Here is a 26,183-nt window from a genome sequence, read left to right as displayed (position 1 = left end):
TGATGAATCGCCAGCTAGCGCTGCCGATAGATATGTAGCGCAACAGTAATCAGTTAACGCTAGAAAGGGGGCCAAGACGGACGCAATGTTCAGTTGCGTGTTCGCCTTCAAAATGTATTTCGCTGTCAAACAAAGGGGCGCTAGTCAGCGTAATTGAATGCTGCTCAGAAAACCTGCGAAACAATGCCCATGAGGCTTGGTTATCTTCTGTAATCGTTGTTTCTATATAGGCTACATTTTTACATGCCGGCATCTGGATGAGTCGCTGTAACATTCGCGATGCCAGCCCCTCGCCGCGAGCCTCGGCCGCAACAGCCACTTGCCAGACGAACAGAGTTTCCTCTTCAGCCTTTGCCGGAGCTGCGGTTACTGCCTGAGAGCCTATCGCCGACTGAGGAATAATGTACCCAGTAATTGCCCCTACCAACCTTTCGCCTACGAGAGCAACTATAGATGTCGCGGAAAAGTGGGAGCACTGCAATAAGTTGCAGTAACGCGAGTTAGCGTCAAGAGGTGGGCACAAGCGCACCAATTCGGTGAGTTTCGGTCCGTCGTCAGCCGCCGGGTTTCTCATCTCCATTACGGAGCCATCCTTTAAGCATTCCTGTGAGCGGACAGGTCGACCAATGTTTGCTGCACACATTCTCTGTATTTTCCTGCTGAAGGTTCTAAAAACCCGCTTCGTTAGATCAGTAATATTTATATATCTATATATAAATATAATGACTATTAAGTGATAATCGCCTATAAAGGCTACAAATAGCCGAAATAAAGCTATATAAGCGACAGGAAATATATTGTACACTAAATAAAATAAATATAAAGGTGGTGTTTTTTCTTGCAGAAATAGTGAAACGGCCTAGAATCGGTCGAAACGCATACAGCCATCACCAAACCCCTTATGCAGTAGGAATTACCGTGGACCCAATAGATAGTGTGCTTATCTCTTTACGACGCGTAATACGCGCTACCGACCTTCACTCGAAGTACCTATCTAAAACCTCGGGACTCACAGCTCCACAAATTCTTACCTTGCAGTGCCTGCACAACAAGGGGGCAACCACAATTGGCACGGTCGCTAACGACATCAATCTAAGCCAAGCTACGGTTACGACAATAATGGACCGACTCGAGAAAAGAGGGCTCCTCAGCCGAACCCGCTCGACCGAAGATAAGCGCAAGGTTTTTGCCAACCTTACCGAACTCGGTAACGAAACCTTAAAGACCGCACCAACCCCTCTGCAAGATCGCTTCACTCGCGAGTTTGCCAAGCTAGAAGAGTGGGAGCAGACGATGATCATTTCATCCCTTCAGCGCGTTGCAGAAATGATGGACGCCCAAGATATAGACGCCTCACCTGTACTTGATATTGGAACCTTAGATCGCCACCACACCGCTGAGCCAGCTGCACCACCGGTAGAACAATAGCAAGTTGTACAAACTAAGCTTGCGAGCAAAACCTTGACCCATAAAAAAACCCGCTACAAGAGCGGGTTTTTGTTAAGGCAATTATAAAATCAAACTACTCAGCCAGTTTATGACCATTCGCCCAAACGTTATCGACATAAGCATCAGTAGTGAGGTACACAAGCATTGTCTGCACCTTACTTAAGTCCGCATCATCACAGGTAAGAGAAAGTAGATCAACTTGATAGGAGGTATTCCAACTATCAACCCAACCCCACTCACCTTCACACCATGTCCACGAGTCACCCAACTGCAGTACAACATTCACACTGGTACCTTCGTCCACAACACTGATATCAAGGGTAATAGTTTCATAGCCATCGCTCAGGTCTAGCGGTTCACTAAAGCTCGCTTGAAACCAGCCGCCCGCATCAACATCGACCAACAAACTAGAAGCGCCATCAGTTACGCCTTCCGATGATTGTGAGGTTACGCCAGCATCACTCTGCCAAGAGGCTTGCGACCACCCCTGAGTGCCGTCTTCAAATGAGAACAACTGGAACGGCGCTCCTGCTACCGCCTTAACGAGAACCTTAATAGTTGCCTCGTTGGATGGAACCTGCCACCAATCGCGAACGGTATAAGCAATACTTACCTCACCAACAAAACCGGCCGCAGGCTCGAAGGTAACGACACCGTCAGCATCGACAGTGAACAGCCCTTCTTCTAACGTTAACTCTTGCTCGACCGCATCGGTAGAGGGGTCTAAGTCAATAGAGCCAACCTGTAACTGATTAAAGAAACCATAAGCAATATCATTCGCCAGTACGTCGAAACTAATTGGCGTTTCAAATTCAGTAGCACCTTCTTCTACATCTGCCACTGGCGCAAAGTAAAAGCGGCCACTATCCATACGCTCGGCAAAGTTGCTTAAAGTCGTACAGACAGGACTTGGGCAGTAAACAGTGAAACCATCCCAATCTGGATACAAGTTACCGTCGTCCTGCTCGGAAGAAAGCAACCAGTACAAAGCACCGGCCCCACCGTAACGGTAGAAGGTGTCACTCCACTCTTTATAAACCGTATTGCGTGTCGCTTTATCGCCCCAACCAAATTCACCCAACATAACCGGCTTGCCGATCTTGTAGCCTTCTTTGATATGACGCTTGATATATTCAACGGTCCACTCTGAGTCTGTACCCCAATGATCTGGGTAGGCGTGGAACGACATAATATCGATATTCGGTAGAGAAGCTAACGCAACAGTGTCGACACCTTCGTTACAGTTAGCCGTCCAATGCGGCCAAACATCATTACCATCTTCATCCTGAGTCACAGGGTCACAAAAGAACCCTTCGTCACCGACAGAAACCAAGTGACTGCCGTCAACCGACTTAATGTAAGTCGATATTTCGTCGGCCCAATCGGTCAAGGTGTCTACATTACATGTCTCCGACTGAGGGTAAACACCGCTACCCTTACAGCGCGGCTCGTTAGCCAATTCCCAAGCCATGATGGTTGGATCATTCTTATACACCACACCAGTAATGCTATTGGTGCGGTTCAGCAGGGTGCTAATCCAATCTTTGTACCACTGCTTAATAACCTCATCAGTGTAGAAGTCATCGTGATACATATCGCGAGCAGCATCCGTACCGGCCAACTGGTTTTCACGCCAACGAACCATTTGGTCCATACCGCCGAAATCTTTCCAGTTGTTAGTCAATGGAAACACTACCTTCAATCCGAGCTCTGCAGACTTAGCTAGAATATAGTCGAGGTGAACCAAACCGTCTTCACCTTCATTGAAAGCAGGCGCGCCAGCCTCTGCATCCCAATAATGGAAGTACACACCCTCACCACCGCTGTGAATAGTGTCGGTCAAGTCAGCGTTACCGACCACCGAAAAACCCCACACACGCATTACATCAAAACCTGCATCAGATGCGTCTTGAAACAAGCTATCAACCATTGCTTGAGACTTGTACATAGGGTAGTAATTGTTAGAACCAACAAAGCGGAATGGGCGCCCATTCTTAAACAAAAAGGGTCCGAAACGGGTTACAAAATCTTTCTTATGATGCCACCCACCCCAGTGAAACGGCCCCTTAAACTGGCCCGGGTCGCTGATGTAAGGCATTCCTTCGGACTTGGGGTAGTGCTTAAAACCGTGAAAGCTGTGGTGGCCTTTAAATCCGTAGGCACCATTATTTGACTTGTCGTGCGCATGCACACCGGCACTTAGTGCCATACCCGAGGCGATCATCGTGAGCGCAACGGTTGTTATTAGCTTTTTAAATTGCATAAGAAATATCCTATTTATTCCCCAAATGAAGCTTCAGGTTACCTTTTTATTCCCGAAAAAATCAATAAACACTCTCGGGTTATTAAAAATAATAATTTAAGTGCCTTAAGACATGATGCTGAACAGTTAACACTTCCCAAGATTATTACGGCGTCACTAGGTGTTAAGCAGAACCTTGTGACCTGGCGCACGCCACCACTATCACTCAGCGGCGACTAGACAAAAAAAAGCCCCAGCGTTAACCGCTGAGGCTTTGAGTATCCAAACACATTAGGTCAAATCGATGACACTTTTACGGCAGAGAGGCAAAGCCCCGACTAGATCACTTTTCGTCGAAAGGGCTGCGTAAAACGATAGTTTCATTGCGGTCAGGACCGGTAGAAATAATATCCACTGGGATACCGACCAACTCCTCTAAGCGCCGAATATAATCAACAGCTTCTTGAGGCAATTCAGCCATAGACTTAGCACCATAAGTAGAGCTATCCCAGCCAGGCATTGACTCATAAACAGGACAAGCCTCCTCCCAGCCTTCAGCATCGTAAGGAATACCCATTTTAGTGCCAGAAGCGCTGTTATAGCCGACACAAATTTTCACTTCTTTTAAACCGTCAAGAACATCCAGTTTTGTGAGGCACATACCGCTCATGCTATTGATGCGCACAGCGTGTCTCACTGCCACAGCATCAAACCAGCCAGTACGTCGCTTACGGCCAGTAGTCGCTCCAAACTCATGCCCTTTTACACCAAGGTGCTCACCCACTTCACAATCCAGCTCTGTCGGGAAAGGACCGGAACCTACACGAGTGGTATAGGCCTTGGTTATACCCAACACGTAATCCAGGTAAAGCGGACCGAAACCGGAACCCGTAGCAGTACCGCCGGCAGTAGTGTTGGACGAAGTCACGAACGGATAGGTGCCGTGATCGATATCCAGCAAAGAACCCTGCGCACCCTCAAATAAGATTGACTTCCCCGCCTCACGAGCGCTGTGTAAGTCGTCAGACACGTCGGAAATCATCGGGATAAGCTCTTTAGCGTAAGCCAGCGAATCAGCTAATACTTGATCGTAATCTACCGCTTCTGCACCGTAATACTCGGTAAGCGCAAAATTGTGGTACTCCATCACCTCTTTAAGCTTTATCGCAAAGCGTTCGCTGTGCAGCATATCACCCAAACGCAAACCTCGACGCGCTACCTTATCCTCGTAGGCTGGACCAATGCCGCGCCCAGTGGTACCAATCTTAGCCGCGCCACGCTTGGTTTCGCGGGCGCAATCTAGCGCAACGTGAAAAGGCAAAATTAACGGGCAAGCGGGAGACAGCCGGATGCGCTCTCGCACTGGCACACCCTGCTCTTCCAGACCTCGAATCTCGGTCATCAGCGCATCTGGAGCCAACACCACACCATTACCAATAAAGCAGGTTACGCCGCTGTGTAATATTCCTGAGGGGATAAGGTGCAACACCGTTTTTTTGCCGTCGATTACCAAGGTGTGCCCCGCATTGTGGCCGCCCTGAAAGCGAGCGACATAGGACACCTGCTCTGTTAAAAGATCGACTATCTTTCCTTTACCTTCGTCACCCCACTGGGTGCCTAGCACAACGACATTTTTACCCATTGCTATCTAACACTCTTTACGTATTGTATTGCTCTTACACGCCGATGACTTTGAAAGCTTTACAAGCTTGCCACTAAGGCAATACCCGCGTTTAACTTGAATCACCAACGCCTTTAAACCAGAAATTCACTTAATTAAAACCAACCAAGGCACAACGACTCGCCAGCCAGAGTCTATATAGACTGAAGTTCAACGACACCGTCACGCTCTAACAAAATTCGATCACAGACTTGATGCTCAAATGGCTGTAACTGGCCAGACAAACCACTAACCACTCGCTCTCCCGCTGCACGTAGATCACGCACCGCAATCCACATTTGCTCGCTGCCAGAAGCCGGAGCAAATACTGCAGGTTTCTCTGCTATTGGCCACTCAACAATCCGGCTTATCGCAGTAAGATCCGCAGCAAAACCGGTGGCGGCCCTTGCTCGTCCAAAGGCTTCACCAATATGGTCATAGCGACCACCATTAGCTATGGCTGCACCAACACCGGGGGCAAAAGCACCAAATACGATTCCCGTATGATAGCGGTAACCACGCAGTTCACCGAGATCAAAATAAAGTTGCGCGTCGGGATATCGCTCGTGCAAAACATCATTTAACTCACTCAATTCATCCAAGGCCGCCATCACTTCATCTGGAGCGCCGTCAAGCAACTCGGCCGCTTTTGATAAAATAGAAGCGCTGCCCGCGAGACGAGGCAAGGCTAACAAACAACGTCGACTAACTTCGTCCGCGACGTTTGCTTCTAGCCAATTGCGAATATCGGTCTCGGACTTGGACTGGAGCAATGCAAACAGCGCATTTTCTTGCTCGGAAGAGAACTCGGCCGCTTCTGCGAGGGCACGAAAAATACCGACATGACCAATATCGATATACTGCTTCGGTACGCCGACCGCACTAAGTGTTTCCAGCAGCACACTTAAAACTTCAATATCGGCATCAATTCCTGGTTCACCAAACAGCTCGACGCCAACCTGAATCGGAGTGCGTGAAGCCAACGGCGCCTTCGGCCGAGTATGAATAACATGACCTGCGTAACAAAGACGGTTTACACCTTCGCGCATTAAGCTATGGGCATCCATACGTGCTGCCTGAGGGGTAATATCAGCGCGGATACCCATGGTTTTACCGGAGAGTTGATCGGTAATTTTAAATGTCAGTAGCTCAATTTCACTGCCGGACCCAGTCAAGAGGGAGTCGGTAAATTCTACTAGCGGCGCGATAACGTAATCGTATCCCCAACGCTGAAAAAGGTCGACCAAATTACGCCGCAAGGCTTCGACGTTGCGGGCTTCATCCGGCAACATTTCTTCAATACCATCAGGCAACAGCCATCGGTCTACTTTATTCATGCGCAACTTATTCTCTGTTTTCAATGAACCAGCAAGAGCAGGCCTACGCCAATCAACATACTGACTAAACCCATAACTCGTAGCTTACGGTCGCTCTGCAATGCCATAGAGGCAACTAACTGACGCCAACGACTAGGATACAGGAAGGGTAAAATCCCTTCGATGATCAACACAAGGCAGATCGCTTGCGCGAGATTTTGCCACATAAATAACCAGCCGGCAGATCAAGAAAAGGGTAGGAAACGGGCCGCTTCCAGTTTGTCATAGGGTCAAATAGCGGCAGTGAACGCCAATCGCAAGCGCCGTAAACCCGCCATCTTTATCGACCCGACACAAAAAAACCGGCTCTATTGAGCCGGTTATGTAATTTTACCACGATTGGCAACGCTTTAGACAGTGACTAAGGCTTACCGTTTGAGTTTTTAAGGTAGCGGAAGAATTCACTACCCGGATCTACCAGCATAATATCCTGCTTGCCGCTAAAAGTAGCTCGGTAAGCCTTCAAACTACGCACAAACGAGTAAAACTCTGGATCGCGACTATAGGCATTGGCATATATGTGCGACGCTTTCGCATCCCCCTCACCGCGCAGTAATTCAGCATCACGATAGGCTTCGGCCTCAAGAATAGTGCGCTGACGATCGGCGTCAGCACGAATGATTTCAGCCTGCTCCTTACCCTTTGAGCGATGCTCTCGCGCCTCACGCTCACGCTCGGCAGCCATTCGACTGAATACCGGGCCACTAACCTCGGCGGGAAGATCAATGCGCTTAACGCGAACATCAACCACCTCAATACCAAGAGAAGTCTGAGTAAACCCGTTCAACTGCGCCGTCAGGTCAACCATCAACTGATCGCGCTCACCACTCACAACCTCTAACAAGGTTCGCTGTGCAAACTGATTGCGCAAACCTTCATTGATACGCTGCTCCAACAAGCGGACGGCTCGAGCCTCTTCACCATTTGTTGCAGTGTAGTAAGTGCCCACATTGATAATCCGCCACTTAGCAAAGCTGTCGACAATCATAGACTTCTTTTCGACTGTCAAGAAGCGTTCTGCGCGTGCATCCAAAGTCAAAACACGAGACTCAAACTTGCGCACCTGATCGATCCAAGGAAGCTTAAACCGTAACCCCGGCTGTAGATCGGCCTGCAGCACTTTACCAAAGCGCAGCAAAACACCGCGCTCAAATTCGTTCACAATGTAAACAGAGTTCGCGCCTATAAAAATAGCAATAATAGCCGCAATTAGAAACGTAAGAGCTTTAGTAGACATTAGCGTCCCTCCCTGCGGCGTGGAGTTGTACTTAACTCACGACGTAATTGATCTGCCACCTGGTTGGTGAGTAGGTCGATATCGGCAGCGGTTAAACCACCACTACCGCCGGCAGGCGCTGCACTATTGTTAACCAACTTATCAAGCGGTAAATAAAGCAAATTACTACCTCCCTCGACGTCGACCATAATCTTAGACGAGTTAGACAACACATCTTCCACTGCATCTAGATAGAGGCGCTGACGAGTAACCTCTGGCGCTTTTTTGTATTCGCCTAGTAGCAATTCAAAGCGCTTTGCCTCACCTTCGGCGCGAGCGATGACCTGCTCTTTATAGGCAGTAGCCTCTTCAATCACGCGCTGAGCTCCACCCCGTGCCTCAGGGATAATACCGTTGGCGTAGGCCTGCGCCTGATTCTTGAACTTTTCTTCATCTTCCCGCGCTCGAATCACGTCATCAAAGGCTTCCTGTACTTCGCGCGGCGGGTTTGAATCTTCAATGTTCACCTTCTCGATGCGAATACCGGTGCGGTAGTTATCCAGGTAGGTCTGCAAGCGAGCTTGCACATCTGCAGCTACTTGTTCACGCCCAAGCGTTAGAATCTGGTGCATCTGAGTGGAGCCAGCTACATGGCGCAAGGCGCTGTTTGCGGCCTGTTGCAAACTTCCTTCCGGATCCCGCACGTTCAGCACGAAATCACGAGCATCCGATAGATTGATACTGTATTGAACGGACAACTTTATATCGACGATATTGAGGTCTTTAGTCAACATCTGCTCGGAGGTCGTCCACAAACGAACCTTGGTAACGTTGACGGCATAAACCTTGTCAATTAGAGGTGGGTTCCAGCGAAAGCCGGGACCTTTAGTTTCATGGTATACGCCCAATCGCAAAACCACAGCTCGCTCTTGCTCGTTGACGATACCCGAACCGGCATAAAAGTAAACGGCAACAACTGCAGCAACAATTAATCCGATCAGTAAACCACCGCCAGATCCAGCATTAGAACCCGGGCCGCCGGATCCGCCTTTACCGCCAAAAATTCCAGACAGTTTTTTCTGCAGGTTTTTGATCGCCTCATCGAAATCGGGTGGCCCGTCATTACCGCGCTTGCCACCCCAAGGGTCTTTATTGTTACCGCCCGGTTCATTCCAGGTCATGGGTATACTCCAATTGTTTTTAATTATCTATGCCGGATTAACCGTGCATAGGCGATCCCGCGCCGTAAAGTCCCAACTCGCTGAAGCACTTTGCACACTAGAGAGACGCACAGGAATAAATGCGACTAAAGCAGCAAGGCCAAGATGGGAGACTAAACGCATCAACAAGATATGGTGGTAATTTATTGTATTTCAACTATTTAAACCAGAGCGCCGCTAACTCGCAATCTGCTGACCATCAACGCCAAACTGATCATTAAGCGTCAAATCTTCGAGAGTCAAACTCTCCGCTGAAAGAATACGCCGCAAGTCCGACTCCGGCAAACGGATCTCCAACTCACAGCGACCGTCAGCTAAGTAGCGTTCATTTTGCACGGCGTTTTGACGAAATAATCGCGCCCGCAAACTACCTTCATCCGTCGCTAAAATAATGTTTTGATGTACAACATTCTCGGTTAAGAGTTCGGCAATAGCCGCTTCCAGCAAGTCTCGTCCCTCACCAGTTTCCGCCAACTTCCGCGCCGATAACCACACAGCGATTGGACGGCCTTGATCATCCCTGTCGAGCCTCGGAGCCATTTCCTGCAGCAAATCAATTTTGTTGTAGACCAACAACTGCGGCAGAGTGTGGGCGCCAATTTCCTCTAGCACTTCGTTAACTTGTTCTATGTTGCGCGCGCGCTCATCGTCAGCAGCATCGATGAGATGCAACAGCAAATCTGCACTTGCGGCCTCTTCCAAAGTGGCACGAAATGCTTCAACCAAGCGGTGGGGTAAGTTGCTAATAAAGCCAACAGTATCCGCCATGATTGTCGCCCCCAAGTCCGGCACACTAATGCGTCGCATGGTGGGATCAAGCGTTGCGAAAAGCTGGTCTTCCGCATAGACATCAGAATCGGTTACCGCATTGAACAAAGTCGATTTTCCAGCGTTGGTATAGCCGACAAGAGATACCGTCGGTATATCAGCCCGAAGTCGAGACCTTCGCCCTTGCTCGCGCTGCTTGCGTACTTTGTCCAAACGTTTGCCGATGGCTTTAATTCGAGCGCGCAATAATCGACGGTCAGTTTCAAGCTGGGTTTCACCTGGGCCGCGCATCCCAATACCGCCCTTCTGACGCTCCAAGTGGGTCCAACCGCGAATCAGGCGAGTAGACATATGCTTGAGCTGGGCGAGCTCCACCTGCAGCTTACCCTCGTGGGTACGAGCGCGCTGGGCGAATATATCCAAAATCAAACCGGTGCGATCAAGCACTCGACATTCGAGTGCTTGCTCTAGATTACGCTCTTGGCTGGGGGATAATTCGTGATTAAAGATGACAATCTGCGCCTCGTGCTCACGCACCGCAGACAACAGCTCATCTAACTTGCCAGTTCCAACAAAGTACTTTGCGCTAGGCGCAGGTCGACTACCGGTGATCATCGCCACCGGATCTCCACCTGCTGACAGTACAAGTTCTTCAAACTCTCGCGAGTCATTCTGCTCGATTGGGAGCGGCAGCTCTAGGTGAACAAGAACAGATAGCTCACCGCTTTCAGGGCGATCAAAAAACAAACAATACTCCGATTAACTGCCGCTATCGATTTCTTCGCCATTTTCTGGGTTCAACATAGGAACACGTACTGGGCGAGAAGGCACTACGGTCGATATGGCGTGCTTATAAACCATTTGACTGACGGTGTTTTTTAACAAGACAACAAATTGGTCAAATGACTCTACTTGACCCTGCAGCTTAATACCGTTGACCAGATAAATAGAAACTGGGATTCGCTCTTTTCTCAGAACGTTAAGATAAGGGTCTTGTAAGCTATGCCCTTTTGACATGTTTATTCTCCTTATGAGGAACAAAAAAATTAATCGTCGACTTCCGGGTTACGCACCTTTGTAAACACCGACAACAAGATGGAGCAAACCGACGCAAGCGTATAAATACTGTTCAACTAACTATAGACGGAACCGCGCTAATTGCCGTAAAACCTGCACAGCGGTTTCGGTGATCAATGCCAGCGTCTATAACCGAGATGTCACCGACATATAGGAATAGGTCTCGCCAAATATACGCTGCAAACACAAACTTAGACTACCTTAATAAATGCTAAGTTGGTCGAGCTTCCGCAATTCCAAAACTACAGCCATTATATGGCCCTTGTAGGCAAAAAATTCAAGGCTTTATTCACAATTTCACGGGAAGTTAATATTTCTCCCGATTCTTGCTGAGTATTCAACCAGCTCAGCCCCTGCCAGCCACGCAGCCAGGTTAACTGACGCTTCGCCAACTGACGCGTCGCAACAACACCTTTGTCGCGCATTACATTGAAATCAGTTTCTCCAGACAAATATTCCCACACCTGCCGATAACCCACCGCTCGAATCGCCGGCATATCACGATGCAAATCGCCGCGATCAAACAGTGCTTGCACTTCGGCCACCAAACCGTCCTCCAGCATTTTGTCAAAGCGCAATGCAATTCGCTGATGGAGAACACTGCGCTGTTGTGGTGCAATTGCAATTTGTACCCAATGATACTTTTCGAGTAGTCCACCTTGAAAACTTCCCTGCCATTCACTCAAAGCTTTACCTGACGACCGATAAACCTCCAACGCACGACTAATACGCTGCGAGTGATTGGGATGAATTCGCGCCGCCGAAACGGGGTCGACCCGCTGCAGCTCAGCATGCAAACCAGGCCAGCCAATTGCTGTCGCCTCCAACTCCAGCTCAGCGCGAACTTCTGGTGCAGCTGCCGGCATGTCTGATAGACCCTCCAGCAAAGCTTTAAAATACAGCATGGTGCCGCCCACTAGTAGTGGCGTTTTGCCTAAAGCAACAATCGATTCAATCTCACGGCTCGCATCCTTACAAAATTCTGCGGCAGAATAACTTTCACTCGGATCGAGAAAGTCAATTAATCGATGCGGACCACGCGCCAACTCTTCCGCGCTAGGCTTAGCAGTTCCAATATTCATGCCACGATAAACGAGCGCCGAATCGACACTAATTATTTCGGCGCCGAGCTCTTGGTGCAAACGAATCGCGAGCTCAGTCTTACCCGATGCCGTCGGCCCCATGATGGCAATAGCTAAAGGCTTGCCGTCAACCTGCGTAGCAATTGTCGTGTTAGCATTTTCTCCAAGCAACGAACTATTGCCCCCGTAAAAATAATTTATCGAGCTGGTCCAAACTCATTTGGCTCCAGGTCGGTCGCCCGTGATTACATTGACCGCTGCGCTCGGTAGCCTCCATGTCACGTAATAAAGAATTCATTTCCGCCAAAGAAAGCTTGCGGTTTGCTCGAACGGAACCGTGGCACGCCATAGTTCCCAATATTTCATTAATATTATTTTGAATTCGTTGGCTGGTGCCAAACTCGATTAGGTCCGACAATACATCGCGCACTAGCAGTTCGATATCAGCCCCGTTTAACATTACGGGAACCTGTCGAATCAAAAGCGACTCGGGCCCTGCGCGCTCCAACTCGAACCCCAGCCGAGTGAAAATTTCAGCGTGATCATCGGCGTGGTCAGCTTCTTTTTCACTTACAGCAATTGCCCGTGGCACAAGCAAGGGTTGCGACTGTACTTTTTGGCTCGCCTGCTGAGTTTTCATGCGCTCATAGGTAATGCGCTCGTGCGCCGCATGCATATCGACAACCACCAAACCGTTGGCGTTTTCCGCGAGAATATAAATACCTTTTAGTTGCGCGATGGCGAACCCTAAGGGCGGAACTTCACCTGTTGTTTCAAGATCGGTTAAAGCCTGCCGGTCGATAGTTGGGCCGATATAACCCTGTGCGGCGGAAGCACTCCCGAAGGATGCGTAATGACCCGCGCCCTCGGCAATCGCATCGCCCGCCGATTCACCTCGCGAGACCGTTACATCCCTTCCAGAACCATTAAAACCACCGAAGCCAAACCCTTGCCCTCCAGCCGATCCAGAAAAACTAGATGCTTCGGAGCGCGTAGCCAAACCCAAATGATTTTGTTGCGGAATAGACTCTTGTGAATAGGGTTCGGTTGCCACTGCAGGAACCTCCGAGCTGGGGCGAACATCCGCTAATGCTTTATGGAGACTGCGAAACAAAAAATCGTGGACCAAACGGTTATCGCGAAAGCGTACTTCGTGTTTTGTAGGGTGAACATTGACATCGACATTGGCTGGATCCAGCTCAAGATACAACACAAATGCTGGGTGGCGACCGTGATACAGCACATCCTGATACGCTTGCTTTACCGCGTGGGTAACAAGGCGATCTTTAATAGCTCGGCCATTCACATAAAAATGTTGGAGGTCCGCTTGGCTGCGAGAAAAAGTTGGCAAAGCCACCCACCCCCACAAACGCAACCCAGCTCTATCTATATCAAGGTGCACAGCATTTTCTATAAACGCTGGCCCACACACTTGCGCGACGCGACGCTCCTGCTCCGACTGAGTCATCGCCGGCCGCCAAGAATGAACCACCTTACCGTTATTTTTTAGTGAAAACCCCAACTCGAAACGTGACAAAGCTAAGCGTTTTATAACATCTTCAATGCGTCCATATTCTGTTTTTTCGGTACGCAAAAATTTCCGTCGCGCCGGGGTGTTAAAAAATAAGTCGCGCACTTCGACCGATGTGCCCCGCGGGTGTCCTGCTGGCGTTACGGTCGCCAGCATATCGCGACCCTCCGCTTCAACACTCCAACCACTCTCTTCCGAACCATCGTTACTGGTGAGCTTTAATCGCGCAACAGAACTAATACTCGCCAAAGCTTCGCCTCGAAACCCCAAGGTAGCAACGGCCTCTAAATCGTCGAGAATACTAATCTTGCTAGTCGCATGACGACTTAGCGCAAGAGGCAAATCTTCTCGCCCAATTCCCTTACCATCGTCGCGCACACGCATCAACTTAGTGCCGCCATTTTCGATTTCAACATCCAACTGGCGAGCGCCCGCATCAACACTATTTTCAACCAATTCCTTAATCACCGATGCGGGACGTTCTACGACTTCTCCCGCCGCGATTTGGTTGGCGAGGCGCGGGCTAAGAATATGTATTTGATTCATGATTAACTGCCGATAGGGATTTTAAGAATTTGCCCAATTCGAATGGTGGGGTTGCGAAGTTCGTTAGTCGCGATAATCGCGTCAACCGACACGTTGTAGCGCAAGGCTATTGCGGTAAGTGTTTCGCCATTTTCAATCACGTGCCGCAAAATACTGCTGCCGCCTTTTTTGTACGCTATTAAAGTTCCCGCTGGCGGGCTATCGTTAAAATAACCTTTTACTCCACCAAAAATAGCTTCTGCCAATTCTTTGCGGTGAGAGTAGGTGTTGAGTTTATTCGCTTCTTCTGGGTTTGAAATAAATCCGGTCTCAACCAAAATCGAAGGGACGTCTGGCGACTTAAGCACGGCGAACCCTGCCTGCTCCACTTGGCGCTTATGTAAGCGAGTAACGCGACCTACCTGCTGCAAGACTCGCTCACCTACATTCAGGCTGCTCGCTAAAGTTGCCGTCATCGATAAGTCGACTAACACTCCGGCTAGCATTTCATCCTTATCATCCAAACTAACACCGCTAACACCACCAATTAGGTCAGCTTCATTTTCTTTCGACGCTAGAAATCTTGCCGTTTCAGACGTGGCACCGCTACGAGAAAGCGCGAATACCGAAGCACCTTTTGCCTTCGGGTTTTTAAATGCGTCGGCGTGGATAGAAATAAACAAGTCAGCGCGAACTTCGCGGGCTTTGTTGCGTCGCGACTTTAAGGGAATATAGTAGTCACCCTCGCGAACCATGTGAGCTTTATAGCCTGGTTCGGCATCAATCATAGCGGCCAGTTGCTGGCTTATTTTATATACCACATCCTTTTCACGAATTTTTCGAGGCCCCAAGGCCCCAGGGTCTTCGCCACCGTGGCCGGCGTCGATTGCGATAACAATATCGCGCTTACCGCTGGCATTTTCGGTAACCTTGGCAACCGTCTTGATCGTTTCGGTATTGGCATCATACAAATCTATAACGAGGCGATCTTGTTTGTCACCGTGCTTCACCAAAGCAAAACTGCGCGGCTTAACATCAGACTTTAAATCCAAGACAACACGTAAATGATCATTGCCACGCTTGCCGTATCGAAGCTGCTTTATCGGCGAGCCGGCGAAATCAAGCTCATCAAATTTCGCTTTAATTTGAGCATCGTCGATATCAATAACCAAACGAGCCGGAGACTTAAGAGGGAAAACCTTGTGTTCCACCGCATCGCTTAGATCGAACACCAAGCGCGTGCTATCTGGCGCTCGCCATACACGGATATTGGTAATATCGGCCGCATACGACGCTGAAGACAAAAAGAGCGCGAACCCAAGTGCCAGAACCGATACCATTTTGCCCAAGCTGAATACCCCACAAACTTGATGTTTAATCACTAATGCTCGCCATTATTTTTATACTAGCGCCTGCTAGTTTCACGAATTCGCGCGCACTAGCTCATTAGAATAAGTATAGCCGCTCCGCGCTCATTGATTGCTTGCAGCTCCAGCCGCCGGCCATCGCCCAGCGGCGAGAGTGTCGCCACAATGTCAGCGCAGGGCAGATAGCCCTCGCCACGCACCGGCCACTCTACCAGACACACAGCAGATTCCTGAAAATAATCCCGTATGCCCATATATTCTAACTCTTCCGGGTCACCTAATCGGTACAAATCAAAATGGTATACCGTACCGATATCAAGCACATAAGGCTCAACCAGTGTATAAGTGGGGCTCTTAACGGCACCTGAATGACCAAAAGCTTGCAGCACTCCTCGACAAAATGTGGTTTTACCGGCCCCTAAAACACCCTCGAGATAGACAACCGCTCCCTGCTTTAGTGCCTCACCAAACTTTCGACCCGCCGATACGGTTGCGGCCTCATCGGCCAAAACCACACTAAAGCTCATTGCCGCTGAGTTTGCTTTAACGCTCATGGATTTAACAGCTCGCGCATATAGGGGATTAAATCACTCGCCAACATGCCTCGTTCACCACCATCCAAAACGGCAAGATCCGCTGCATCACCATGAACGCAAACAGCCAAGGTGCTGGCATTTAGAGGACTGAGCCCCTGCGCCATAAGCCCACCGATAACACCTGCCAAGACATCGCCCATACCACCACTGGCCATTCCCGGATTGCCTACACAGGCGACCATTAGCCCCTGATCACTGGCGATAACGGTTCCCGCCCCCTTTAGAACAACCACGCCACCGTAGATCGCCTGTAAATTACGCGCCGCGCTATAGCGATCTCGCTGAACAGCGTCAACCGTGCTATTTAGTAGTCGCGCCGCCTCACCAGGGTGAGGCGTTAATACCCAGTTTGCGCGCTTACCACTTTTAGCTAAAACCCGACCTGCAGCTAATATATTGAGCGCATCCGCATCCAAAACCATAGGCTTCTGAGTTGCGGCCGCCTGCTGCAACATCTGCTCAGCCCAAGGGCTACGGCCCAAGCCTGGGCCAACAACCAAAACGCTGGGCCGCTCCAACAATAGCTCTAGCTCTTGCCCAGAAGGTACGCCAACCGCCATTAACTCTGGTCGCCGCGCCAAGACAGCCACCACATGCAGCGGGTCTGTTGCGACACTCACCAAGCCGCTGCCACTTCGCGCAGCCGCCTCTGCCGCCAAGATCACTGCACCACCAAAACCGGCACCACCACCAATCACCATTACGTGGCCAAAGTCACCCTTATGCGCACTGGCGTCGCGGGGCTGCAGCGCTTCGAGCTCGCCGTTAGTGGTAACACGCTTTAAGGCTGGCTTAACGACTGATAGCGCCTGCTCGAAGCCCTCGTTTACTTGCCGTAACCTTTGCAAACCGAGATCTTCAAGATAGAGCTCGCCAACGTGATTGACAGCTCCGCTAACCAAGCCGGGCTTGATTGCTACAAAACTCAAGGTCGCTGTGGCAACGACAGCACTACCAAGCACAGCACCGGAATCGGCACACAATCCAGACGGAACATCGAGGGCAAGTACCGGCAACCCCGAGCGATTAACAAACGCAATTGCCGCTGCGCTAGGCGCTCGCACGTCACCCATCAGACCAATGCCAAGTAAAGCATCGACTAAAACGGTGTTTGCATCATCTATAGAGGGTTTAGACCAGTCGTTAACAAACTCTACAACAACAGATTCTTGAAGAGCGTAGCGGTAGGCTCGCTCCGCATCACCCGTCAACTGCGCCGGATCGACCGCTGCCAGCACCCGCACATTCACCCCCTTTTGTGCAGCCAGTGCAGCGACAACATAACCATCACCGCCGTTATTGCCCCCACCACACAGCACAACAAGGTTGTCGCAATTGGGCCAAAGTTCACGCGCCAAGTGAAAAGCCGCCGTACCGGCTCGCTTCATCAGCTGTATACTGGCGACGCCGCTGTGCTCACACACCAGCGCTTCAAGCTCTCGCACTTGGTGACTTTGATAAAAGTATTCAGGAAGGTTTAAATTTGCCATAAAAGCTTGATCACAAAAGAAATTTAACGAAATTATACGTGACTTAGAGCGCCCCCCAAAGCCAAAATACTGAGCCTAGCCAAACCCCTAACAAATAAAAGTCATATGCCATGCCGAATTCCAGCCCCGCGCCAGAGGCACTCTTAGTAAAACTCACCGAGCTTATTCAACAGTGGGGACGAGAGCAGGGTTTTCAGCAAATCGCGATTACCGACGTTAACCTCACGACAGAACAGCAACACCTAGAGCAGTGGCTATCACGCGGCTTTCACGGCACTATGGCTTGGATGGCCGAAAATAGCGACAAACGCGGATCGCCAGAAAAACTTTTACCCGGCGCGCAGCGAGTAATCTCAGCACGAATGGATTATTTGCCGCCCGACACAGAACAGATAAAAATATTAAAGTCACCGCAAAAAGCTTATGTGTCACGTTACGCCTTAGGTCGAGACTATCACAAGCTTATCCGCAAACGCCTCGCGCTAATTGCCAATCAAATTCAAACTTTTTGTGACGACAACAACTTTACGCACCCCCTAAACCAACGCGCATTTGTAGATAGCGCGCCAGTACTAGAAAGGCCTCTCGCCGAAAAAGCTGGACTTGGCTGGGTAGGCAAACACACGCTACTTATCAACGAACATGCGGGTAGCTGGTTTTTTCTTGGGGAAATTCTCACCAGCCTGCCGCTTCCTCTAGCGACTAAAAAAATGGAGAACCGTTGCGGGGATTGCGAGGCCTGCTTAAAAATATGTCCAACTGACGCATTCCCAGCACCCTATCAGCTCGACGCACGACGCTGTATTTCCTATCTCACCATCGAAAACAAAGGCGCAATTCCTATAGAGTTCCGCGAGGTTATGGGTAACAGAGTATTCGGCTGCGACGACTGCCAAGCTATTTGCCCTTGGAATAAGTTTGCCAAGCCGACCACCGAAACCGACTTCCACCCGCGCCACTCACTAGAGTCAAGCGACCTCGTCGACTTGTTTTTATGGGATGAACAGCAGTTTTTAAAAAACACCGAAGGCTCCGCGATCCGCCGTATTGGCTATCAAAACTGGCTGCGCAATCTTGCCGTTGGCTTAGGTAACGCACCAGCATCCCAGCAGATCATTGAGGCCCTTACAAAAAAGCGAAACGAGACAAGTCCACCTATTACAGCACTGGTAGCCGAGCATATTGACTGGGCACTTAGCCGACAAATAACGCCACCCAAAAGGCGGCAGCGAAAATTAAAAGCCAGTCATTAAATTGAATTAATTATCGAACCTAAATTTTCCTACCCATAAGCACTAGGCCTAGCGCCATAACCGACAAGAGAAAACCAATAAGCACATGACCAATATTCAAATGAGCAGTCACGAAAAGCATCAACGTATTTGGCAAACCGTCGTCGCGATTCCGCCGGGAAAAGTCGCCAGCTACGGGCAAGTTGCAGATCTAGCGGGGCTGCCGGGGCGCGCGCGTTTAGTCGGAAAGTGTATGGCTTATGCGTCAGATGAAATTCAAGTACCTTGGTATCGCGTACTCAAGTCGAACGGCCAGCTAGCCTTCGCGCCCGACTCAAACGCCGCCAAAAAACAAACTGCGCTGCTGATAAAAGAAGGCGTAACGGTAAACAATAACCGCGTAAAACTACACGAATTCGGCTGGCAACCCAGCCTAGATGAAATCCTATTCAAACTGCAGTTTTGACCTAAAGACACCTAGCTCGCGCGGTTAACCTCACCAGGTTCATCCCGATAGGAAAACGCCGCACTGATACACGCCAACAGCACCGCCGCGGCGAGAACCCAGCAGAGGCCCGTCAGCGTCACACCATGATCGATTAGAACACCAAACAAAATTGGCGAAATTGCGGTAGACCAAACCCCAAAAGAAGTTACCATCGAACGAATCGACCCCAGACTTTTTGTTCCATAGGTTTCGGCCCATAATGCACCGCCAATTGGCCCACTACCACCAATTGCCATCCCCAAAAATGCGAGCATCAACACCGCAACAAAGTTACCGTCCAGCAGCGCCACGGTCACCATAGAAAGCACCAGCGGCAGATTGTAAAACGGTAAGAGTTTACGCGCGCTAAAGCGATCGACTAGAAACCCCATAGCGATCGAACTAACCCAATGAACAGCACCGTAGACCACAAAACAAAGTGCGAACCACTCCGGCGCCCAAAGCATTTGCTGCATAACAAACGCCTGATGAATAAAAATACCGGTAACCACAAAAGGTGCCGACAACAATGCAGGTAAGACACGCCAAAATCGACCATCTTTTAGCACCTGCATACGCCCAGCCGCAGGCGACTTATTCGTCTCTGTGTTTGCTGGTTCCTCACCGCCCGAAAAATCAAAGCCCTCGGCGCTGGCGGCGCGCAACAACCACCAAGTTAACGGCAAAAACACCAGCGGAATAACAAGGCTTACCAATAGCCAGCTCTGCTGCCAACCAAAGGTTGCAATGCTGAACGCGGCCAACAGCGGCAAAACAATTTCGCCAACAGGAACACCACTACCGGCAATACTAATCGCTTTCCCTCGGTGACTATCAAAACACCGCGCCATTGTGGTTATACCTGTGTGCGGCAACAAACCCTGACCACACAACCGCACCATAAAAAACGCCGCCAGCAAGCCGTACACATTCGACGCCAGTAAAAACAGCAAGCTCGCCACAAATAAACCCGCCGCCACTAAACTGACAAAACGCAACAGCGGCATCTTGTCGATGCGCCCACCCAGCAACATTAAACTGCTGCCGGCAAGTAGCGTCGCTAACGAATAGATAAAACCGTATTGAGTAGCTGAAAGGTGTAGTGCCTGCTGAATACTCGCACCATAACTACCGAGATAAAAAGACTGACCAAAATTGCCAAGAAAGACGGCGAGAAAACCAAACGTCAACAGGTGGCGACCCCGATACATAAATGAGGTGAGCACGCTATAACAACCTTTTATACATCTAAGAAATGAAAATGCCGTCGAAAGACGGCAACAGAGACGTGATTATACGCGAGAGAAGGTAAAAGCGCGCTCAGATTCCGCTCAGGTATCCGTCACGCTAATGGCGCATCGCGACGGACTCACGGGTATTGATAGAACCGTCAGGTTCCAAGATGCCGACTTTATTTTGTTCGTCACTGGTAACAACGACTAGCGGTTCCTGAAATAGCGGCCGTCTTATAAACGCAAGACTCCAGCCGAAACCACGCATAAGTCGCAGTGACAGTAGTTGCTCCTCGTTCAAAAACTCTTCTAAGTTCCTAGGTATTGGCGGCTGTGCACCGCGCTTTTCCCGTGTGGGTGTAGAGCTAGGGGTAGAACCCTTGCCAGGCCCACTGCTATCTGATGAAGCCATGTACTCAATCCGTCGAGCTAAAAGTGTGTGTAGTTAAGGGGAACCCCCCTCGTTAGCAACTGAATGCTACACACGCCGAACATCAGCAAGTTAACGTTTAGATGACAAAATCCCTTTGTTTTAATGGCTTTGCGGGTTAGTTCTCACTAGCGAATAAAGTGTTTTCGATAGTGCTGAAGCTCTGCAATTGACTCTCTAATATCATCAAGCGCCAAGTGGGCGCCTGACTTTGCAAACCCTTCCAGTGCTTCCGGGCGCCAGCGCGCAGCCAACTCTTTTAAGGTACTAACGTCGATATTGCGATAGTGAAAATAGTCGGCGAGCTGCGGCATAAATCGCTGTAAAAAACGCCGATCCTGCCCAATCGAATTTCCACACATAGGCGACTTGCCCGCCGGCACCCAGTTACGCAAAAACGCTAACGTTGCATCCTCGGCTGTTGCCATGGACGTTTTGCTATCGAGTACCCGCTGGGTTAACCCAGACTTACCGTGCTGCGTCGTACACCACTCGTCCATTGCGGCCATGACCTGCGGCGCTTGTACAATAGCCAGCATAGGTCCTTCGGCAAGTGTATTTAGCTGGCTATCGGTGACGATAGTTGCAATCTCGATAATGGTGTCGTTCTCTGGACTGAGACCGGTCATTTCCAAATCGATCCAGATAAGGTTGTTTTCACTGATTGTCATTTCATTTTCCACTACAATTGGTGTTTGCCGATTCTAGAAGAGGAAGTCCCCATTTGCCAGAACTACCCGCTCGCTTACCGCTTACCTGTCCCACTCACACATTTGCTCAACCGTGAGTAAACGTAAACTCACCCACCAGCAGTCGCGCCGAATTGCCGCTCAGCAACAAAGTTCGCGACGAAAAGCACGAGATTCGGATAGCCTAACCGACGATACATCGCTCGGTATAGAGCAGCGCGGATTGGTTATTACTCACTATGGCAAACAAGCCGAAATTGAAGATGAGCATGGCGTAAAGCACCGCTGTCACATCCGCGCAAACATTAAAGAACTTGTTACCGGTGACCGCATAGTATGGCGCGCTAGCGATGATATAGGGGTAATCACATCGATCGAACCCAGCCGCAACAGGCTCTATCGCCCGGACATCTACGGCAAGATGCGCCCAGTCGCCGCCAATATCGACACCATGCTGATCACTATTGCCTCAGAGCCTGAACCCTTCGCCGGGTTGATTGATCGATATATCGTAGCAGCAGAAAACCTCGATATTACGCCAGTACTTTTGATCAACAAAAGCGATCTGCTCCAAGCCGAAAAGCGAACAAAAATGGAAGCGACAACCGCAATCTACACACAACTCGGCTACAACGTAATTGAGGTGTCCGCGAAACTACTCGATGGGTTTCGCGATCTAAAAACAGCACTGCAGGACAAAACAAGCATATTCGTCGGCCAGTCTGGGGTTGGCAAATCGTCGCTAATTCAATCCTTGCTGCCAGATGAAGAATTAAAAGTTGGCGAACTGTCTGCAGAGGTCAGTAAAGGCAAGCACACAACCACGCACTCACGGCTCTACCATTTTGAATCCGGCGGTGACTGTATCGACTCCCCCGGCATTCGTGAATTTGGGTTGTGGCATCTCGATGCTGCCGAGGTGATCTATGGTTTTGTCGAATTACGCGAGCTTGCGGGTCACTGTAAGTTTCGTGACTGTAAACATCAAATCGAACCGCACTGCGCTATAGCGGAAGCCCTAGAAAAAGGCGCCATTTGTAGTACTAGGTTCGAAAGCTACCTTCGCATTGTTGAATCGCTAAATGATGTCTCGGTACGTGCCCCTAGCAGCCCCTAACCGTCGCCGAGCCAGCCCGGAGAATTTAGACTCATGACTTCGTCAATCCTGCCGCTACTGTTGGAACCCGAGCAACTTGCCGGCTTCCTAGAGGAACGCAATGCCCTACTCCAACAAGAGCCTGAAACCACTAGCGAGACCCCAGCCTTAGCTGACGCCAGTGATCGCATCCCTATTCGGATTATTGATCTCTGTGCAGAGCAGTCGTATCAAACAGGTCATATTCCTGGCGCCATACACCTGCCGGTGCAAGCGCTGTTTTCCGGACAGGGAATTGCGCCCGGAAAACTGCCGGAATTCAGTCAGCTACAGCGTTTATTCGGTCACCTTGGCTTGACACCCGATACGCATTTCATTGTTTACGACGACGAGGGCGGTGGCTGGGCTGGGCGATTTATCTGGACGCTCGATGTTATCGGCCACAAACACTATTCCTACATAAACGGCGGCATGCTTGCTTGGCGCGGAGCGGGTTTAGAGCTTGAGCAAAATGAAAATCACGTTCCGCCCACCTACCCCGCGTTGAAAATAAATCATCAACCGGTTGCAGAAATCCCCGATATTCTTAACAATCTCGGCCGCCCAAACTTTACCGTATGGGACGCTCGCTCACCGGAGGAGTATCGAGGGGATAAAGTCTTTGCCAAGAAAGGCGGCCACATCCCGGGTGCAATCAATTGTGAGTGGACCAACCTTATGGACCCAAACCATCACTACCGCATCCGGGAAGATGCTGAGGAACGACTAGGGATGCTGGGTATTCGCAAAGGACAAGAGATTGTCACCCATTGCCAATCCCACCATCGGTCAGGCTTTACTTACCTTGTTGGCCGGATTTTAAACTTTGATATTAAGGCCTACCACGGCTCTTGGGCCGAGTGGGGAAACCATCCAGATACACCCGTCGAACAGAGTCGATTATGAAGTCTTATTTTTTTATCGCATTGCAGTATTTAGCGCCGCAACACCTGATCTCACGACTTATCGGCCGCCTTGCCGCCTCTCGCAACAACTGGTTAAAAAGCTATTTCATTCAAACCTTTGCGGATCACTATCAAGTCAATATGGCTGAAGCGGAGGAAGAAAACCTAAACGCCTATGCCAGTTTTAACGCCTTCTTCGTGCGCGCCTTAAAATCCGACGCCCGCCCGCTCGCAAACACAGCGGAAAATGTTATTTGCCCTGCAGATGGGGCAGTTAGTCAACGCGGCAAGATAGATAGAGACGCTATTTTTCAAGCGAAGGGGAAAAGCTTTAGCTGTACAGCATTGCTCGGCGGAGATTCCGCTCTAGCCGCAGAATTTGAAGATGGCGAGTTTTGTACGATTTACCTCTCACCAAAAGACTATCACCGCGTTCATATGCCGCTGGGCGGAAAGTTGCGCGAAATGACTCATGTGCCCGGCGCGTTATTTTCGGTGAACCCAACCACCACCGATAACGTCGATGCACTCTTCGCCCGCAACGAGCGGGTAGTCACGATTTTTGATACAGCGATTGGGCCTATGGCCGTGGTTTTAGTTGGGGCCATGATCGTTGCTTCAATCGAAACGGTGTGGGCAGGTGAAATCGCTCCTCGCGGCAACAAAACAACCAAGTTCAGCTATACCGCTTCCGAACCCATCGAACTCCCTTCGGGCGCCGAAATGGGACGTTTCAAGCTAGGCTCCACCGCGGTTGTTCTATTTCCAAAAGGTGCCGTAGATTGGGGCTCAGACGTAGTTGCTGGCTCTGCAGTTAAGATGGGGCAATCGCTGGGTGTTTACTCTAAGCCAATAAGCGCGACTTAACCACCGCGCTTAAATAGTGAGAACAGGCCTTTTGCCTGCTTACGACTGATGTATTTATCGCGAATTCCAGCGATATCGATATCGTAGGCACCCGGCTCAAGGTCTTGCACAATTTCTATTCGCTCTACCTCTGACGCGAGTATTTTACCAGCGTCAACCTTGGCTTGTTTGGTGCGCTCTTCCGCAGCCAAATCCATTAGTAGCGGCTTAGATAATGCCTGTTTGTAGGTGTCTAAGACAACCATAACGATTGGCTTTAAACGTCGAGAAAAATTTTGCTCTACAACCACGGCAACTTCGCCGGTTGAAAGCTCCACCAAGGTACCGGTAGGATAAAGTCCAATAGCGCGAATAAACTCAACCACCAACTCCTCTTGAAATTCGATTTCTCGATATTCGTAAAGCTTGGCAACCGCTTTTGACGGCGATAACGGCTGGTCAATACCACGCGGATTAACCGTTTCATCATAGAAAGTAACAATCCCCGCGATCTTACCGAGGAGCGGAATCTTATCTGCTCGCAAGTGCTGCGGATAACCGCTGCCGTTTACCCGCTCACAATGGGTTTTAACAACGGAGGTCACACGCGGCTGAACATCTGGTAACTTGCGTAAAATCTCCACACCATATTCGATAAACTTCTCGTAGGCTTCCTGCTCGGTAGGTGTGCGTGACTTACTCTCAAGTAAATGCTTAGGCAAACGCGTTTTGCCGATGTCTTTTAGCAGTACACCCATTGCAAGTACGTCTAAATCGTTTTTGGGTAAGCCAATATGGCGGCCAAAGAGAATAGCCCAAACAGCAGAGCGCACCGCATGAGAATAAGTATATTGGTCTTTTTCTCGCACCCGACTAAGCCAGGTAAAAGCATCGGGGCTGCGCAATACGCTGTCGACCATTTGACTAGCAACACGCTTAGTCTCATGAATCGGAACGTTTTGATGCTGCTGGTCAATCTGCTCCATAACAGCACCCACAGCATTGTATACCTGCTGGTGTAGCTCCCGTGCTGGCGCAATTTCTTTTTCAAGTGGTGCGACCTCACGATAAACATCGCGTCTAATTTTCAGGGGGGCCACATCGGAAATACGGGACTGTTTGGCCGCGCGCATAGCTTTGCGCGAGGAACCAGCGTTAGAGGTTAAACGACGTAAATTTGTTTTGACCGGAGAGGAACCCTTGGCAACATCGATATAAACGTGATTACAGTGTACTTTAAGCTCTTTAATTTCATCTAAATCACGAACATAAAAGCCTTGCAGCGGAAACGGAGTTTGCGTCCACGGGCGATCCAAACCAGATACAAACATGCCAACCGTAAGCTCGTTGACATCGATTTTAACCTGCTTAATTCCCAAAAACGTACCCTCAGTCACGCCATGCACTTGTATGCGCAAAAACTCTAAATTACTCTAGCCAAAAGCTAAAGCGCCATCTGCAACCGTAACCCCAATGAAGCTTAAAGATTAAAAATTGCCATAACTGATCAAAGTTACCATAAAGTTCGCCATTTTAGCTAATGTATAGCTCTCGGAAAGTATAATGGACAAACGGGGATAGACGTAAGGAGGGACGACCAACGGGTTTCAGAAATTGCTGACTGGGGC

24 protein-coding genes are annotated in these 26,183 nt (G+C 49.8%); 6 read left to right on the top strand and 18 right to left on the bottom strand.

Going from position 1 to position 26,183, the window contains the following annotated elements; genetic code table 11:
- Positions 1-49 precede the first annotated feature (49 nt).
- Complete coding sequence (ectA, locus tag IDZ20_RS03575) at positions 50-580, bottom strand: diaminobutyrate acetyltransferase (RefSeq protein WP_188150054.1); 531 nt, start codon at positions 578-580, stop codon at positions 50-52.
- 338 nt (positions 581-918) lie between these two features.
- Here ectA and IDZ20_RS03570 point away from each other — a divergent pair, with 338 nt between their 5' ends.
- The gene (locus IDZ20_RS03570) at positions 919-1,428 is read left to right on the top strand and encodes a MarR family winged helix-turn-helix transcriptional regulator (RefSeq protein WP_188150053.1); all 510 of its coding nucleotides are present in this window, start codon (positions 919-921) and stop codon (positions 1,426-1,428) included.
- Between the two features lie 94 nt (positions 1,429-1,522).
- Here the strand turns inward: IDZ20_RS03570 and IDZ20_RS03565 are convergent, their stop codons facing one another.
- The 13 genes from IDZ20_RS03565 to IDZ20_RS03505 all read right to left on the bottom strand — a co-directional run bounded on the left by IDZ20_RS03565 (position 1,523) and on the right by IDZ20_RS03505 (position 17,599).
- Complete coding sequence (locus tag IDZ20_RS03565; protein ID WP_188150052.1) at positions 1,523-3,712, bottom strand: cellulase family glycosylhydrolase; 2,190 nt, start codon at positions 3,710-3,712, stop codon at positions 1,523-1,525.
- A 322-nt stretch (positions 3,713-4,034) separates the two neighbouring features.
- Entirely contained in the window at positions 4,035-5,333 is a 1,299-nt protein-coding gene (locus IDZ20_RS03560) for an adenylosuccinate synthase (RefSeq protein ID WP_188150051.1), read from the bottom strand.
- Positions 5,334-5,506: 173 nt separating this feature from the next.
- Positions 5,507-6,688 carry an ATP phosphoribosyltransferase regulatory subunit gene (locus tag IDZ20_RS03555; RefSeq protein WP_188150050.1) on the bottom strand — a complete coding sequence of 394 codons (1,182 nt, stop codon included), beginning with the start codon at positions 6,686-6,688 and terminating at the stop codon, positions 5,507-5,509.
- 20 nt (positions 6,689-6,708) lie between these two features.
- On the bottom strand, positions 6,709-6,894 hold the full coding sequence (locus IDZ20_RS03550; protein WP_188150049.1) for a DUF2065 domain-containing protein: 186 nt from the start codon (positions 6,892-6,894) through the stop codon (positions 6,709-6,711).
- A 194-nt stretch (positions 6,895-7,088) separates the two neighbouring features.
- Positions 7,089-7,964: a protease modulator HflC gene (gene hflC / locus IDZ20_RS03545; protein WP_188150048.1), complete on the bottom strand. Its 876-nt coding sequence runs from the start codon at positions 7,962-7,964 to the stop codon at positions 7,089-7,091.
- A complete protein-coding gene (gene hflK / locus IDZ20_RS03540) occupies positions 7,964-9,124 on the bottom strand; it encodes an FtsH protease activity modulator HflK (protein WP_188150047.1) in 1,161 nt (386 codons plus the stop codon). Before hflK ends, hflC begins: the two co-directional genes overlap by 1 nt.
- Before the next feature lie 216 nt (positions 9,125-9,340).
- On the bottom strand, positions 9,341-10,678 hold the full coding sequence (gene hflX, locus IDZ20_RS03535) for a ribosome rescue GTPase HflX (protein WP_188150046.1): 1,338 nt from the start codon (positions 10,676-10,678) through the stop codon (positions 9,341-9,343).
- 12 nt (positions 10,679-10,690) lie between these two features.
- Positions 10,691-10,948 (bottom strand): RNA chaperone Hfq, encoded by a 258-nt coding sequence (gene hfq, locus IDZ20_RS03530; protein ID WP_188150045.1) that lies wholly within the window; start codon positions 10,946-10,948, stop codon positions 10,691-10,693.
- Positions 10,949-11,259: 311 nt separating this feature from the next.
- Complete coding sequence (miaA, locus tag IDZ20_RS03525) at positions 11,260-12,192, bottom strand: tRNA (adenosine(37)-N6)-dimethylallyltransferase MiaA (protein ID WP_188150250.1); 933 nt, start codon at positions 12,190-12,192, stop codon at positions 11,260-11,262.
- 73 nt (positions 12,193-12,265) lie between these two features.
- Complete coding sequence (gene mutL, locus IDZ20_RS03520; protein ID WP_188150044.1) at positions 12,266-14,167, bottom strand: DNA mismatch repair endonuclease MutL; 1,902 nt, start codon at positions 14,165-14,167, stop codon at positions 12,266-12,268.
- 2 nt (positions 14,168-14,169) lie between these two features.
- Complete coding sequence (locus tag IDZ20_RS03515) at positions 14,170-15,486, bottom strand: N-acetylmuramoyl-L-alanine amidase (RefSeq protein WP_188150249.1); 1,317 nt, start codon at positions 15,484-15,486, stop codon at positions 14,170-14,172.
- Positions 15,487-15,584: 98 nt separating this feature from the next.
- Complete coding sequence (tsaE, locus tag IDZ20_RS03510; RefSeq protein WP_188150043.1) at positions 15,585-16,067, bottom strand: tRNA (adenosine(37)-N6)-threonylcarbamoyltransferase complex ATPase subunit type 1 TsaE; 483 nt, start codon at positions 16,065-16,067, stop codon at positions 15,585-15,587.
- Positions 16,064-17,599 carry an NAD(P)H-hydrate dehydratase gene (locus IDZ20_RS03505; RefSeq protein WP_188150042.1) on the bottom strand — a complete coding sequence of 512 codons (1,536 nt, stop codon included), beginning with the start codon at positions 17,597-17,599 and terminating at the stop codon, positions 16,064-16,066. The genes tsaE and IDZ20_RS03505 overlap by 4 nt, the downstream gene beginning before the upstream one ends.
- A gap of 110 nt (positions 17,600-17,709) precedes the next feature.
- Here IDZ20_RS03505 and queG point away from each other — a divergent pair, with 110 nt between their 5' ends.
- Positions 17,710-18,852 carry a tRNA epoxyqueuosine(34) reductase QueG gene (queG, locus tag IDZ20_RS03500; protein WP_188150041.1) on the top strand — a complete coding sequence of 381 codons (1,143 nt, stop codon included), beginning with the start codon at positions 17,710-17,712 and terminating at the stop codon, positions 18,850-18,852.
- A gap of 85 nt (positions 18,853-18,937) precedes the next feature.
- Positions 18,938-19,297 (top strand): MGMT family protein, encoded by a 360-nt coding sequence (locus tag IDZ20_RS03495; RefSeq protein ID WP_245792080.1) that lies wholly within the window; start codon positions 18,938-18,940, stop codon positions 19,295-19,297.
- 11 nt (positions 19,298-19,308) lie between these two features.
- Here the strand turns inward: IDZ20_RS03495 and IDZ20_RS03490 are convergent, their stop codons facing one another.
- From IDZ20_RS03490 to orn, 3 genes are all read right to left on the bottom strand, one after another.
- Positions 19,309-20,544, bottom strand: coding sequence for an MFS transporter (locus IDZ20_RS03490; RefSeq protein WP_245792078.1), 1,236 nt, complete (start codon positions 20,542-20,544; stop codon positions 19,309-19,311).
- Positions 20,545-20,665: 121 nt separating this feature from the next.
- Positions 20,666-20,962 carry a hypothetical protein gene (locus tag IDZ20_RS03485; RefSeq protein WP_188150040.1) on the bottom strand — a complete coding sequence of 99 codons (297 nt, stop codon included), beginning with the start codon at positions 20,960-20,962 and terminating at the stop codon, positions 20,666-20,668.
- Between the two features lie 146 nt (positions 20,963-21,108).
- Positions 21,109-21,651 carry an oligoribonuclease gene (gene orn, locus IDZ20_RS03480; protein WP_188150039.1) on the bottom strand — a complete coding sequence of 181 codons (543 nt, stop codon included), beginning with the start codon at positions 21,649-21,651 and terminating at the stop codon, positions 21,109-21,111.
- A 112-nt stretch (positions 21,652-21,763) separates the two neighbouring features.
- Between orn and rsgA the strand changes: the two genes are divergently transcribed.
- Genes rsgA through asd form a run of 3 tightly spaced genes read left to right on the top strand, consistent with a single transcriptional unit; the run spans position 21,764 to position 24,576 of the window.
- Positions 21,764-22,786: a small ribosomal subunit biogenesis GTPase RsgA gene (gene rsgA / locus IDZ20_RS03475; protein WP_188150038.1), complete on the top strand. Its 1,023-nt coding sequence runs from the start codon at positions 21,764-21,766 to the stop codon at positions 22,784-22,786.
- Between the two features lie 33 nt (positions 22,787-22,819).
- Complete coding sequence (locus IDZ20_RS03470; protein ID WP_188150037.1) at positions 22,820-23,710, top strand: sulfurtransferase; 891 nt, start codon at positions 22,820-22,822, stop codon at positions 23,708-23,710.
- Entirely contained in the window at positions 23,707-24,576 is an 870-nt protein-coding gene (asd, locus tag IDZ20_RS03465) for an archaetidylserine decarboxylase (protein WP_188150036.1), read from the top strand. Before IDZ20_RS03470 ends, asd begins: the two co-directional genes overlap by 4 nt.
- Here asd and IDZ20_RS03460 read toward each other — a convergent pair.
- Positions 24,573-25,934, bottom strand: a complete 1,362-nt coding sequence (locus tag IDZ20_RS03460) for a cyclic di-GMP phosphodiesterase (protein WP_188150246.1) — start codon at positions 25,932-25,934, stop codon at positions 24,573-24,575. The two genes, asd and IDZ20_RS03460, sit on opposite strands and share 4 nt — an antisense overlap.
- Positions 25,935-26,183: the final 249 nt, after the last annotated feature.

Source organism: Teredinibacter waterburyi, assembly GCF_001922985.1.
Taxonomy (GTDB): domain Bacteria; phylum Pseudomonadota; class Gammaproteobacteria; order Pseudomonadales; family Cellvibrionaceae; genus Teredinibacter; species Teredinibacter waterburyi.
This window is presented reverse-complemented; position numbering and strand designations above follow the sequence as displayed.